This window comes from Flavobacterium sp., assembly GCF_027484705.1.
In the GTDB taxonomy this organism is placed as follows: domain Bacteria; phylum Bacteroidota; class Bacteroidia; order Flavobacteriales; family Flavobacteriaceae; genus Flavobacterium.
This window is the reverse complement of record NZ_JAIXSL010000016.1, coordinates 182,799-197,295: the sequence shown is the minus strand read 5'-3', so window position 1 is coordinate 197,295 and position 14,497 is coordinate 182,799. Positions and strand designations below refer to the sequence as shown.

12 protein-coding genes are annotated in these 14,497 nt (G+C 41.9%); 4 read left to right on the top strand and 8 right to left on the bottom strand.

The genetic code is table 11. The features are described 5' to 3' along the window. Nucleotides 1-16: 16 nt before the first annotated feature. The 8 genes from Q0058_RS09515 to Q0058_RS09480 form a co-directional block, all read right to left on the bottom strand. A complete protein-coding gene (locus Q0058_RS09515) occupies nucleotides 17-1,912 on the bottom strand; it encodes an AMP-binding protein (protein ID WP_298223271.1) in 1,896 nt (631 codons plus the stop codon). 15 nt (nucleotides 1,913-1,927) lie between these two features. Next, nucleotides 1,928-2,299 (bottom strand): response regulator, encoded by a 372-nt coding sequence (locus Q0058_RS09510; RefSeq protein WP_298223269.1) that lies wholly within the window; start codon nucleotides 2,297-2,299, stop codon nucleotides 1,928-1,930. 4 nt (nucleotides 2,300-2,303) lie between these two features. Further along, nucleotides 2,304-4,982 carry a sensor histidine kinase gene (locus Q0058_RS09505; RefSeq protein WP_298223267.1) on the bottom strand — a complete coding sequence of 893 codons (2,679 nt, stop codon included), beginning with the start codon at nucleotides 4,980-4,982 and terminating at the stop codon, nucleotides 2,304-2,306. Beyond that, nucleotides 4,975-5,169, bottom strand: coding sequence for a hypothetical protein (locus Q0058_RS09500; protein ID WP_298223265.1), 195 nt, complete (start codon nucleotides 5,167-5,169; stop codon nucleotides 4,975-4,977). The genes Q0058_RS09505 and Q0058_RS09500 overlap by 8 nt, the downstream gene beginning before the upstream one ends. A 60-nt stretch (nucleotides 5,170-5,229) precedes the next feature. Continuing rightward, the gene (locus tag Q0058_RS09495) at nucleotides 5,230-5,457 is read right to left on the bottom strand and encodes a DUF6814 family protein (RefSeq protein ID WP_298223263.1); all 228 of its coding nucleotides are present in this window, start codon (nucleotides 5,455-5,457) and stop codon (nucleotides 5,230-5,232) included. Between the two features lie 11 nt (nucleotides 5,458-5,468). After that, on the bottom strand, nucleotides 5,469-7,004 hold the full coding sequence (locus tag Q0058_RS09490; protein WP_298223261.1) for an MFS transporter: 1,536 nt from the start codon (nucleotides 7,002-7,004) through the stop codon (nucleotides 5,469-5,471). A 24-nt stretch (nucleotides 7,005-7,028) separates the two neighbouring features. Further along, on the bottom strand, nucleotides 7,029-8,309 hold the full coding sequence (locus Q0058_RS09485; protein ID WP_298223259.1) for a DcaP family trimeric outer membrane transporter: 1,281 nt from the start codon (nucleotides 8,307-8,309) through the stop codon (nucleotides 7,029-7,031). Between the two features lie 90 nt (nucleotides 8,310-8,399). Then, on the bottom strand, nucleotides 8,400-8,819 hold the full coding sequence (locus Q0058_RS09480; protein WP_298223257.1) for a helix-turn-helix domain-containing protein: 420 nt from the start codon (nucleotides 8,817-8,819) through the stop codon (nucleotides 8,400-8,402). Nucleotides 8,820-9,080: 261 nt separating this feature from the next. On the opposite strand from Q0058_RS09480, the gene Q0058_RS09475 reads away from it, so the two are divergent. The 4 genes from Q0058_RS09475 to Q0058_RS09460 are packed head-to-tail and all read left to right on the top strand — an operon-like array spanning nucleotide 9,081 to nucleotide 14,493. Next, nucleotides 9,081-9,683, top strand: a complete 603-nt coding sequence (locus Q0058_RS09475; protein WP_298223255.1) for a flavin reductase family protein — start codon at nucleotides 9,081-9,083, stop codon at nucleotides 9,681-9,683. Nucleotides 9,684-9,686: 3 nt separating this feature from the next. Beyond that, nucleotides 9,687-11,984 carry an FAD-dependent monooxygenase gene (locus tag Q0058_RS09470; RefSeq protein ID WP_298223253.1) on the top strand — a complete coding sequence of 766 codons (2,298 nt, stop codon included), beginning with the start codon at nucleotides 9,687-9,689 and terminating at the stop codon, nucleotides 11,982-11,984. 1 nt (nucleotide 11,985) lies between these two features. Next, the gene (locus tag Q0058_RS09465) at nucleotides 11,986-12,885 is read left to right on the top strand and encodes an alpha/beta fold hydrolase (RefSeq protein ID WP_298223251.1); all 900 of its coding nucleotides are present in this window, start codon (nucleotides 11,986-11,988) and stop codon (nucleotides 12,883-12,885) included. Between the two features lie 3 nt (nucleotides 12,886-12,888). Then, nucleotides 12,889-14,493: an AMP-binding protein gene (locus Q0058_RS09460; RefSeq protein ID WP_298223248.1), complete on the top strand. Its 1,605-nt coding sequence runs from the start codon at nucleotides 12,889-12,891 to the stop codon at nucleotides 14,491-14,493. Nucleotides 14,494-14,497: the final 4 nt, after the last annotated feature.

The window sequence follows — 14,497 nt, the reverse complement described above, 5'->3', positions numbered from 1 at the left end:
AAAAATAATATAGACGCTATTTCGCTTTTCCCATTGCGTATTTTTCAAGTGTTTCTTTGATTTCATCAATGATTGTCTCGTCATCAATGGTAGATGGAATCTGGAAAGCAATGCCGTCAGCTATGCTTCTCAACAACTTTCTTAGCGTTTTACCTGAACGTGTTTTAGGCAATCGATTAACGATGACCACGTTTCGCATCGCCGCCACGGCACCAATTTGTTGACGTACCAATTGCACAACTTCTTGTTCCAATTGAAAATGCTCAATAGTTTCTCCTGATTTCGTTACCACTAAAGCTAACGGCGCTTGTCCCTTGAGTTCGTCATTCACACCAATCACGGCACATTCTGCTACAGAATGATGTGACGCAACAATCTCCTCCATTTCTGCCGTAGATAAGCGATGTCCAGCTACATTGATTACATCGTCTACTCTACCTGTGATGTATACAAATCCATCTTCATCGATGAATCCACCGTCGCCTGAAAAGTAATATCCTGCGAATTTATTGAGATAATCTGCTTTGAAGCGTTGGTTTTCCTGCCACAAATCGAGTAAAGTTCCCGGAGGTAATGGCAACTGTACGACTACGTAACCTTCTTCATTGGCTTGGAGCTCACTTCCGTCTTCACCAAAAATCTTGATGTTAAAACCACAAACTGATTTTCCTACCGAACCCGGTTTTATTCTTGGTTCTTCAACGCCCATCATATTCGAGATCATCGGCCAACCGGATTCAGTCTGCCACCAATGGTCTATGGCAGGAATCGGAATATGTTCTCGATACCATTCTAAAGTCGCTACATCGCAGCGTTCGCCGGCTAAGAATTGGGTGCGTAATGAACTCAAATCATATTGCTTGATGAAATTCCCGTTAGGATCTTCTTTCTTAATCGCTCGGATTGCTGTTGGCGCGGTAAACATCACATTCACTTTGTGTTCATTAATCACACGCCAAAACGTTGAAGCATCGGGCGTTCTTATTGGTTTACCTTCAAAAATAATCGTGGTATTTCTGTTGATTAAAGGTCCATAAACAATAAAACTATGACCGACAACCCAGCCGACATCGGAAGCCGCCCAAAATACTTCATCGGGTTTGACGCCGTAAATGTAAGTCATCGAGAACTTCAAAGCCGTCGCATAACCGCCCGTATCGCGAACGATTCCTTTAGGTTTTCCTGTTGTTCCCGAAGTGTGTAATACATAAAGTGGATGCGTCGCATTGACCGGAACACAAGTTGTTTCTTCAGAGCCATAAACTAGCGCATCGTAATCAACGTCGTATTTTTTGAAAGGCACTCTGGCGCCCAATTTTCTGTTGAAAACGATGACTTTTTTAGGTTTGTGTGCCGACAGTTCAATCGCTTCATCAACTAAAGGTTTGTATGCGATGAGTCGGTCGATTTCAATTCCGGAAGAAGCTGTGATGATGGCTCTTGGTTTGCAATCATCAATTCGGATGGCAAGTTCGTGTGGCGCAAAACCTCCAAAAACAACCGCGTGCGTTACACCTATTCTCGCGCAGGCCAACATAGCAAAAGCCGCTTGGGGAATCATCGGCATGTAAATTACCGCCGTGTCGCCTTTTTTCAGTCCCAATGAAATCATCCCGCCAGCCAATCTTGCGACTTCAGATTTGACTTCATTGAAAGTGTATTTTTTTACATTTTGCGTTACCGGAGAATCGTAAATCAATGCGATGTTGTCTCCGAAACCATCCTGAATGTGCTTGTCTAAAGCCAAATAGCAAACGTTGAGTTCGCCATCCTCAAACCACAAAGGATAACCGTTTTGATCTTTTGACAAGATGATTTCGGGTTGGTTATACCATTCGATGGCATGCGATTGCTGTTCCCAAAAGCGCTCCGGTTCGTTGATGCTTTGGGTGTAAAATTCGTTATAGTTCATAATTTGGTGTCTTTTTTAAATCGCTTCCTGCATAAAAACCTGGACTTGTTCGACGAGTTTTTTGACCGAAAACGGTTTGGTCATATACGCGTCCGCGCCAAGGTTCATTCCTTTTTCGATATCGCTTTCCTTGTTTTTTGCCGATAGGAAAATGACTTTGCAGGTTTGCAATTGGGGTTCTTTTTTAATGAATTCGATGGTGGCGTAACCATCCACGTTGGGCATCATAATATCGAGGATGATCACATTCGGCGTTTCGACCTGAAGGATATCCAGGGCTTCTTTTCCGTCGCGGGCGATGAACACTTCGAAGTTGTTTTTCTTGAACGTGTATTCCAATGACATGACGATATTGGGTTCATCATCTACAATTAAAATTTTCTTCATGATATTATGATTTTGGTAAGGTAAAAGTAAATGTCACGCCTTCAGTGTTATGGTTCGTCGCCCAGATCTTGCCTTGGTGCAGCTCGACAATTTGTCTTGAAATCGCTAAACCTAAACCACTTCCGATCGGTTTTTTGATGTTCTGGTTTTGCGATTGGTAGAACTTGTCAAAGATAGTTTCCAAATCTTCCGCGGCTACATTTTTTCCGTTGTTGTAGACGTGAATGCTCACCTGTTCTGGTTTTTCTTCAACTTTGATGCTGATGATTCCGTCACAAAACTTAATCGCATTCGACACCAGATTGGTGACGACCTGAATAATCCGTTCTTCATCGTAAAGGCATTTTACCTTTTGTTCATTACCGATAAAAGTAAAAGAAATATTTTTATTCGATAACAATTGTTGCAACGGATTTACCGCGTTCTGTATGGTTTGTACGATGTTGCGTTCAGTAACGTAGATTTTCTGCTTTCCGGTTTCGAGTTTTTCCAAATCCAAAATCTTATCAATCAAACGGTTGAGTCGGTCCGATTCTGAAATGATGTTCTGTAAAAACTGCTTTCGGAGTTCTTCGGGAATTTCGTCATCGTCGTGCAGAATTTCACTCGCGGCACGGATTGCGGTGATGGGCGTTCTCAATTCATGTGTCACGGTATCGAGGAATTCGTCTTTCTGTTTGTCCTTCATCATCAAGGCTTCGTTGGCGTTTTTGAGTTGGTTCGAGATCAATTTCAGTTCGTTCGAGGTGGCGATGAGTTTCTTGTTGATGACAATGTTTTCCTTAGATTCCTCAAGAATACGAAGCACTTCGGGCAAACTGATCTTGTCTTCTTTGGTCACGCCTTCAATTAAAATTTTAGCGGAAGCCGTACCGATATGACCAGTCAATAAATTCTCAGCAAACTTGATCAATCGTGCATCAGCCATTGTAGTATCTTTATCGATATTGTATTTGAGCTTGAAGATTTTCATCGCACGGTTGGTTCTTTCAACGCCTAAAAAGCGGTTCAACACTTTCTCGATGTCTTTGATGTACGCCGTTCCTTTCCATACGAAAGCATTCTCGTGGTTGGTGATGTAACGGTTGATGTCGACGTACATTTCGGCGTAGTTCCGCTCGCGGTAATTCCCTTTAAAACTCACGGAAACAATTAAGTAAGCCATGAAATTAAAAAGTAAACTCCAAAACAAAGCGTGCGGCACTGGTTCGAGATAATCCAATCCGAACAACTGGAAGGGTTTCAACAGATCGATCCCGAAAATCCCTTCCTTAAAGAAATGACTGTTCGGGTTGATCGAACTCATCAAAAACGGTAACACCAAAGTATAAAAACACACCACCATTCCTGTAATAATTCCTGCCAATGCGCCATTGAGCGAACCTCTTTTCCAGAAAATAGCGCCAAAAAATGCAGGGCCAAGTTGTGCGATAATGACAAAGGAAATCATTCCGACGGAAACCAAAGAGAAGTCTAAAATGAAAAAACGGTAATAGATATACGCAAAGATGATTGTCAAGAATATCCCAATCCTTCTGATGCGAACGATGCGGTCATTGTTCTTGATTTGATTTTCCGTTTGTAACGAACCCAAAAATCCGTACGGAATCAATAAGTTGTTGCTCAGCATGGTCGCTAGCGCAATCGACGACACGATAATCATAGAAATCGCGGCTGAAAATCCGCCAAAGAATACCAAAACCGTCATCGCATTGTTGTTGAAGAATTGCGGAATCAACAGCGAATACATATCCGAATTGAAACCTTTTCCCTGAAACAAAATATTACCGCCCCAAGCAATCGGATAAACGAAAATATTGAACAGCAATAAATACAATGGAAACAACCAAATGGCCGTGCGCACGTGTCTTTCACGGTTATTTTCCACGACCGACATATGGAATTGTCTCGGCAAAAGGAAAATGGCGAACAACGAAAGCACGCAATACATTAGCCAATTCATGCCGCCTTCAAGTCCGTGTACGGTGTTTTTTTCTTTGAAACCTTCGATGAGCGAAGCTTGGTTGTATATATCCTGAAATCCGTCGAAAACAAAATACGTCACATAAATCCCGAGTAGCAAAAAGAAAAACAATTTGATCGCGGATTCTAAAGCTACTGCGGTGACGATTCCTTTCCTTTTTTCGGTCGCATCGACGTATCGCGTTCCATAAAATGACGCAAACAAAGCCAAAACCAAAGCGACATAAGTCGAAGAATCCAGAAATACGTTGTGGCTGTTGGTCGTTTTAGTGACGACGTGAAAGGTTTCTGAAATCGCTTTCAACTGTAAACCGATGTAAGGCAGAATCGCAATAATCGAAATCACGGTCACCAATGCGCCTAAAAACCTGCTGTTGCCATAACGCAACGAAATGAAATCGGCGATACTCGAAATCTTATTCACACGTGAAATGCGGATGATTTTCTTGAGAATCATAATCCACGCTGGGAAAGCAAGGACCGGTCCTAAATAAATCGGAATGTAATTGAGTCCCGAATTTGCCGCCACGCCAATGCTTCCGTAATACGTCCAAGTAGTGCAATAGACCGCCAATGATAATGAATACACATACGGATTGTTTGTCCATTTGGAATTTCCCTTTTTCTCAGCCCATTGCGCGACGAAAAAAAGCGAGCCCAAATAGAGCAGCAAAAGCAAAAGCAATCCTAAACTACTCATTGTATTTTTTGAAGATGAGGAACGAAATTAACGCAGAAGCCAACCATACTGAAAACACATAAAAAAGAATCACGGGAATTCCAAAAACCGCCTGCGCTGAATTGAACAGCAACAAGATCGGAATGTTGAACGCGATCAGCAGGAACAAACTTAACAGCAGTAATTTCTGGATGTGTCTCTTTTTCATGAGTGGTATTAAAAAATGCAATCCCTGTGGCGCCACAGAGATTGCAAGTTTAAATCAAATTTATCGTTTCGATTTGTCGTATTCGCCCATTAAGGCATAATACCCGAAGGTTCCTAATCCCATGACGATTAGCGGCGTGAGGACGAAAAGAATGATGATCCCGAAAACCAAATCATCCTGTTTGCCCGACATGAATTTCGGCAACCCGAACTGAAATATACAAAAGTAAGCGGCCGCCAATGCCAAGGCCAACCATACCATCCCTAAAGCTCTTTTTAACTGGTCCATAATTAATTTATTTAGACGTGAGTATTTTTATTTTTATTCTGGATGTAGATCATCCCGATGACGAAACAGACCGAAGCAATCACAATCGGATACCATAAGCCCTCAAGATAGAATTCCGGATCGCCGGCATCTTTGGCATGCGTCACAAAATAGGTTGAAATCGCCGGAAGCAAGCCACCGAAGATACCATTTCCGACGTGATAAGGCAGCGACATCGAAGTGTAACGGATTTTCGCCGGGAACATTTCCACAAGGAACGCCGCAATCGGGCCATACACCATCGTTACAAAAATCACCTGGATGAAAATCAGGAAGATCAGCATCCATCGGTCATGATCATTGATGGTTACGGTCGTTTTGGTTTCCACTTTTGGTTTTCCGTCAACCACCATTGCTTTTCCGTTCTCTAAAGATACGGTTTTGACTTCAAGAAAAGTCGTTCCGTCAGTATACGATTTGTTGGTCGTGTAAATCGAGTCCATCGTTTGCTTCTTGTTTTCTTTGAGCTCGGCTAAAAGTGTGGTTTTGTCCGTGAGTTCCGTTTTGGTTTTGACGTCGGTCGTCTGATACATGGTTTTGTAGATAGGTCTGTAAAGCAAAATCGCCAATAGCATCCCGCCCATCATGATGTATTTTCTACCGACTTTATCGCTGAGCCAACCGAAGACAATGAAGAACGGTGTTCCCATAATCAACGCGATTCCAAGTAAAGTATCCACTTGTGACGAATCGATGGACATCACGGTTTTCATAAAACTCATCGCGTAGAATTGACCCGTATACCAAACGACACCTTGTCCCATGGTCGCTCCGAACAATGCGAGCAAGACAAATTTCAAATTATAACGGTGACCGAAACTTTCTTTTAACGGATTGGTACTTGTATTTCCTTCCGATTTCGCTTTGGCAAACACAGGAGATTCCGACATGTTTTTACGGATCAGGTACGAAACACCGACCATGATAATCGAAACCCAAAATGGAACCCTCCATCCCCACGCGTCGAATTCTTCAGCAGATAAAATGTTTTTGGTCGCTAAAATCACCATCAAGGAAATGAACAATCCGACAGTTGCTGTCGTTTGAATCCATGAAGTCCAGTAACCGCGTTGTCCTACCGGTGCGTGTTCGGCTACATAAGTTGCAGCTCCGCCGTATTCACCACCAAGTGCTAAACCTTGCAGCAAACGAAGCACTAACACTAAAAGCGGTGCCATGAATCCGATGGTTTCGTAACTAGGAATGCATCCGATTAAGAATGTTGCGCCACCCATGAGTAAAAGCGTCACCATGAACGTATATTTTCTTCCAATCAAATCGCCCAATCTTCCGAAGAACAATGCGCCAAACGGACGCACTACGAATCCTGCGGCAAAGGTTGCCAGTGTTGATAAAAACGCTGCCGTCGGGTTGTCAGAAGGGAAAAATTTTGTGGAGATGACCACGGCCAAACTTCCGAAAATGTAGAAGTCGTACCATTCGATCATCGTTCCCATCGAAGAAGCGGAAATCACTTTCCAAATTCCTTTTGTAGATCTGTTTGTCATAAATTTTGGTTTTAAGTTAGTTTGTTAAAAGGAATAAGAACATGAAATCATGGTTCTAAAATTACCTAAATCTTTTTTATTGGTGTCGGCGGTGGCGTTACTTTTTACCAAATCGCCCCAAGTGGCCACAGTATATTCGATTTCCGGAGAAATCCTGAATTTGTTTTGTTTGAAATCGACTCTACCGGAAGCGCGCCATACTTTATCGACGACTCTGTTTCCGCTTACACCGCGCGAATAGTTTGCGAAAGTAGCGGTCGAGTTATCGTCACTTGAACCATTGTTTTTGGTGTAACCGAAGAAAACGCCAGGCGCAATCTTTTTCCCATTACTCGCGATATCGAACCAGAAAGCCGTGGTTTTGATTGGGTCATAAGTTTCGACTTTGCCAGTTTCTGTTTTTCCGGTGAATCCGCCGAGCATTACCAAATTGGCTAAGTTGCCACCTGTGATGGCGTAGGCTTTTATCGAGATTTTTTCATTGGAATATTTACCGTATCCGAAAAAGGATGTGCTGTTTACTTTCTCTTTAGAGACTAATAAATTAGTGGTGCTGCCATTAGAAGTTAAAGGCTGAAGCGATTTGAATTCACCGCCAACGCCAAGAATAACGCTTTTGTTTTTATACTGAAATTGACCGTGAAGTGTTGGTAAAACTGAATTCAATGAGGCTGAATTCTGGCTACCCGTCGCTGCAGTCTGTGTCGTGAATTCCCTTTCTTTGTAAGCTACTGCCGTGAATGAAATGTCTTTTGTTAGCATTTGTTTTACTTTAACTTGTGTTGCCCAACCAAATGGGTTGAACATGATTCCGGTGTTGAAATTCGCCACGCCCGGAAACACTTCAGGAATGAATTGCGGATACCAGGTTTGCCCCATCGTCAGCGAGGTTTTGGCCCAATCGAGATTCACGTAACCGTGTCGCAAACGAAACAAACCTACCGTTGAGCCTTCAAAATTTCCGAAGAAATCGCCTTCGATCACGCCTGTTGTTTTGGCTCCCCAAACATTCGGACCTTTCACTTTTACACCCAATCTGGAAGTAACCGCTAAAAAATTCGACTGTGGCGCCTTATTGATATCATTACCATTTACATCCAAAGCTTCATCCAACGGATAAAGATTGAGGTTGTCTTCACGAACCTGAAACGACTTGCGGGTGTCCCAAATATAATCGGTTCTGATGAAACCGTAGAGACTCACGTCCCATTCTTTCTCAACCGGAACCGGCGCCACTGTTGCGGTTTGAGAGAATCCTTTGCCTATCGTCAAACCCAGCAAAAGAAGTACATAGTTTTTTTTCATAATAAATTGGTTTTTGGTTTTGTTGGAACCAAATTCTAATTTATTGCACCAGAAAAAAATTATGGTATATCTTTTTGTAAACTACTATAGCTAATCTTTGAAACGTTCCCATTTTATAAGCATAAATTTATCGCCTAACTCGGTGATGATCATGCCGGCACCCGATAATAATTCTTTGTTTTTTAGATATTCTACCAGTTCTAAATGGTTAAAAATCTTATAAGTAGGATGATAATCGGCATGCGATGGCTTTTTGATTTTATACTCCTTAACCCAGTTGCTTACCGTTACGTGCGAAACCCCGATAATGCGCTCTATTTCACGAAAACTTAGACCTTCAAGATACAGTTGCAAAGCCTTGGTGACATAGTAATCATCAATCTTTTTCCCTAATTTATTGACCGTGAAATAATACTTGCATTTTTTGCACAAATACCTTTGCCTGTCTTTGATGACACCGCTTTTTACGACTGCATTGTTTTTACATTTCGGACAGGCTAGAACTTCCATATATATAAATTTTGCATAAATATACTAATTTAGCAATTATATTAAAATGCATCATGCAAAAATTTCAGGAAATAATTTCCGACTCCCTATTTTTATCGCATGATAATTACATTCTGAATATAAAACACGTGAATTTAGAAAAATAAACGGTTTTGAGCAGGTTGTGTTTAGAAAAATACCAAACCTCAGAAATTTAAAAAAGATACATTTTATAAATACGTATTATTTCACGTTATTTGTGGGAGTCAACACCAAACTGATATGCAACTCGATCCTCACGAAATGGACCAAAAATCCATCTATAAATTACTTACCGGTACGATTATTCCACGCCCTATCGGCTGGATTTCATCCATCAGTGAAGACGGTATATACAATCTGGCACCTTTTTCTTATTTCAACGCCGTTGGTGACGATCCGCCGCATGTGATGTTTTCAGCTTCGCGAAGCAACAATAACATTAAAGACACGCTCAACAATGTCCTAGCAACGAAACAATTTGTAGTGAATATGGTTACGGAAGATTTGGCCGATCAGATGAATGAAACCGCACATCCGATTCCGCCGCATGAAAGCGAATTCGATTTTGCAAAACTGACCCCAATCCCATCCATAAAAGTAAAACCTCCAAGAGTAAAAGGCAGTCCAGTCGCTATGGAATGTGAGCTTGTGCATCATTATACTTTAGAAAATCACAAGAACGGAGGCTCAACAATTCTTGTCGGAAGGGTCGTGATGTTTCATATTGATGATGCCATTTTGCTTGATGACACCAAAATCAACTTGGAAGTTTACAAGCCTGTGTCTAGGCTCGCAGGTTCTAATTATGCAAAATTAGGGGAAATTTTCTCCATTAAAAGATAAGTGATGAAAGTAACAGTTATTGGAGGTGGTCCCGGTGGTTTGTATTTTTCTATTCTGTTGAAAAAAGCCCTACCCGATTGTCAGATCGACCTTTACGAACGCAACAAACCTGATGACAGTTTTGGTTTCGGCGTCGTTTTTTCTGATGAGACTTTGAGTGAATTTTTATCGCGTGATCCTAAGTCATACGAACTGATCCGCAGCAAATTCGCCTATTGGGATGACCTCGATATCGTCCGTGATGGAGAAGCGGTGCGCATTTCAGGCAACGGATTTTGCGGCTGTTCGCGAAAAACACTTTTGCAGTTGTTGCAGCAGCGTTGTAAAGAAGAAGGTGTCAATCTTCATTTTGAACACAATGTAGAAGACTTATCACAGTTCAAAGATTCAACTTATATTGTTGCTTGTGACGGAATCAATAGCCCGATTCGCGAGGAATTCTCTAAACAATTCGGCACGAACATCACTCTTAAGAAGAACAAATTTGTCTGGTTGGGTTCGACAAAACCTCTGGATGCGTTCACTTATTTTTTCAAAACGACCATTCACGGCACTTTCATCGCACATACTTACCAATACGAAAAAGGCATGAGCACCTGGATTTTCGAATGTACCGAAAACACTTGGAACAACGCCGATTTTGAGACGACCGATGAGAAAGACACCATTAAAAAACTGACTGAGATTTTCGCCGAAGAACTCGATGGTCATGCTTTAATTTCCAACAAATCGCATTGGCGTCAATTCCCGCACATTACCAACGAGAAATGGGATTACAAAAACATCGTATTGTTAGGCGATGCAAAAGCGACCGCCCACTACTCTATCGGTTCCGGAACCAAACTCGCCATGGAATGTGCGATTGCTTTAGCCGATTCTATTATAGAACACAAAACCAACACTAAAAAAGCTTTTGAAAAATACAACCAATTGCGTCGCAACCGCGTTGAAATGATTCAGCATGCGGCCAATGTTTCGTTGGATTGGTTTGAAAACATCGAACGCCACATGCAGCACGATTACATGCAGTTTGCTTTTGGCGTGATGACCAGATCCAAGAAAGTCACTTATGAGAATTTGGCTTTGCGCGACGCTACTTTCACGGATAAAGTGCTGACGGAATTCAATTGTAGCATTGGGAATTTTAAAGTAAAAACACCTGCTGCATTTACAGAATTTTCGCTTCGCGATATGCAACTTAAAAACAGGATCGTCATGTCGCCTATGGGACAATATGCCGCAGAAAACGGATTGGTTTCCAACTGGCATTTGGTGCATTATGGCGCCAGAGCAACTGGTGGCGTCGGATTGATCCTAACCGAAATGACCGCGGTTTCAAAAACAGGTCGCATCACTTTAGGTTGTGCCGGAATCTGGTCTGAAGAACAAATGCTTAAGTGGAAAAAAATCGTGAATTACGTTCACAAATATAGTAAGTCTAAAATAGGCATTCAACTTGGGCATTCGGGGCGAAAAGGTTCGGTGAATGTGCCTTCGGTCGGCAACAATATTCCATTGGCAAAACATGGTTGGGATTTGATTTCAGCCTCGCCGATTCCATTTAATGAAGCGATGGCCATTCCAAAAGAAATGACTGTTTCTGACATGGACAATATCATCTCAGAATTCGTCAATGCGACCATTTTTGCTGAAGAAGCCGGTTTCGATATGATTGAATTGCAAGCACATCACGGATTCCTATTGGCTTCATTCCTTTCTCCGTTGACCAACATCAGAAAAGACGAATTTGGAGGCTCGATCCAAAACAGGATCAAATTCCCATTGAAGGTATTTGAAGCCATGCGCGAAGTTTTCCCAGAAAATAAACCGATGTCCGTGAGGATTTCGGCTTCAGATTGGGCTGAAAACGGGATTTCAGAACAAGAGGTCTTATTCATTTGCGAAGCTTTCAAAAATGCAGGCGCTGATATCATCAATGTTTCCACAGGAAATACTGTTGCAGACCAAAAACCTCAAACCGGCAGGATGTGGCAAACGCCTTTTTCTGATTTGATTCGAAATACGATTCATGTTCCGACAATTACCACAGGTTATATCCAAGACATCGATCAGATCAATACGATTTTGTTGAATGGCAGGGCTGATCTTGTTGCTTTAGGCCGACCGTTATTGTTAGATCCGAATTTTGTGCGTCATGCTCAGGCATACGAACAATATGAACCTTCTGATATTCCTAATCAATACAAAGCGGGGATTTCACACCTCTATCCGTTGATGCATTCTGAAAGAAAGCAGGTTGAAGGCATGAAAAAAGCATTGAAACCTGAAAGCCATAAATAGTATGAAATATTGGAGTTGCTTATTCTTGATGCTACACGCTTTGATGTTCTCCCAAACAGAGCAAACCATCAACAGCGGAAATTCAAAATTACATTACCGAACTTTTGGTGAAGGGAAACCCATGCTGATTATCAATGGCGGGCCGGGCATGAACAGCAACGGATTCACCTATATCGCCGAAGCACTTTCAAAATACCATTACCAAACGATTACTTACGACCAACGCGGCACCGGAAAATCTCAAGTCGAAGCATTAAATACCAAAACCATCACGATGGATTTGATGGTTCAGGACATCGAAAATCTGAGGACGCACCTTGAGATCGATCAATGGGCAATTCTCGGCCATTCTTTCGGCGGCATTCTCGCTAGTTATTACGCTTTGAAACATCCCGAACATGTTGATCGGCTGATTATGTCGAGCTCTGGCGGCATCAATATGGATTTCACATCCTATGTCTATAGCCGTCAACGTGCGAATCTGACTGAAATCCAAAAAGACAGTCTTGCGTATTTCGAAAAGAAACAAAACAACGGCGATACTTCGTTTGAAATCAGAAAAGGAAGAGCAAAATATCTCGCTTTTGCTTATGTTTTTGATAAATCGAAAGCACCAATCATTGCTGAGCGATTATTGCAATTCAGCCCTGAAATCAATACTTTGGTGATTCAGAATTTGTTTAAATTGAAATACGATTGTTCCAAAAAGTTCAAAGATTTTACGAAGCCTGTTTTAATCTTTCAAGGGGAAAACGATATCATCACTGTTGAAACCGCTATGGAAATTGAAAAAGCTTTCCCGAATTCTAAACTGGTACTGATGAAAAATTGCGGGCATTATGGTTGGCTCGATGCGCCTGAAGTCTATTTCTCCAACATCAAAAGTTTTTTAAATAGTTAAATCATGAAGCATTACGAAGATAATTTCGCCCATGATCATTTGCCTGCGTTGGAATTGCAACCCGATTACATATACGATTTACTGCAGTTCCAGCAACCTGAAATGTTGAATTGTGTCGAACGGCTGCTTGACTATCACATCGCATCGGGTCGCGGAAATGCTATTTGCCTGCGCACCGCTGAAACCACATGGACATATCAGGAACTTTTCGAAAAAACCAATCAAATCGCACATGTTTTAATTGATGATTTAGGATTGAAATCGGGCAACCGCGTCCTAATCCGTTCAGCAAACAATCCGATGATGGTTGCTTGTTGGTACGCAGTCATTAAAGCTGGCGGTATTGTCGTAGCCACGATGCCGTTGTTGCGTGCTAAAGAGATTACGACTTTCATTGATTGTGCCGAAATATCACACGCGCTTTGCGACAGCGCTTTGGAGGAAGAAATGAAACATGTAGAAAGTACTTTTCTAAAAACGAGTTGCTACTTTGACGGTTCAGAAACAAATCCTTCAGAATTAGAAAATCTGATCGAAAGCAAACCGAAATTGTTTTCTAATTTTCATTCAAAATCTGACAGCATTGCCTTAATAGGTTTCACTTCAGGAACGACCGGTTTGCCTAAGATGACGGCGCATTACCACAAGGACATTCTCAATATTTGCGAGTCATTTCCGAACTATTCTTTGCAACCGACAGCCGATGATATTTTTACAGGAAGTCCACCAATAGGATTCACTTTCGGACTTGGCGGCTTGGTTTTGTTTCCGATGTATTTCGGCGCATCGACCTTTCTGATTGAAAAACCGTCGCCCGATTTGTTGCTCGAAGCGATTCAAAATCACAAAATCACGATTTGTTTTACAGCGCCAACGGCTTGGAGAATTATCACTACTAAAGTCAATGATTACGATATTTCAAGCCTAAGACGATGTGTTTCCGCTGGTGAAACTTTACCGCTGAAAGTCTGGCAGGATTGGTATGACGCTACAGGATTGAAGATCATCGACGGTATCGGTGCTACGGAAATGCTGCATATTTTCATTTCTTCTAACGAATCCAATATGAAACCCGGCGCTACTGGTATTGCCATTACAGGTTACGAAGCTAAAATCATCGACAGCGACGGAAATGAATTGCCCAGAAATGAGCCTGGACGCCTTGTTGTCAGAGGCATTACCGGTTGTAAATACCTCAATCGCATCGAAAAACAAATGGAATATGTCGAAAACGGCTGGAATGTTACCGGTGATATTTTCCGCCAGGACGAAGACGGTTATTTCTGGTTCGTAGCGCGCGGCGATGATATGATCATTTCGTCAGGTTATAACATTGGTGCTATTGAAGTTGAAAGTGTGCTGTTGACGCACGATGAAGTGCTCGAATGTGCGGTCGTCGGATTGCCTCATCAAGAACGCGGCATGGTCGTTTGCGCGCACATCGTACTCAAAGAAAAAAGTAAAGCATCAGATGATTTAGTAAAATCTATACAGCTGTGGTTTAAAGAAGTAGCAGCACCATACAAATATCCAAGAGTGATTTATTTCGTAGAACATTTACCCAAAACAGAAACCGGAAAAATCCAAAGGTTCAAGTTAAAACAATAGCATT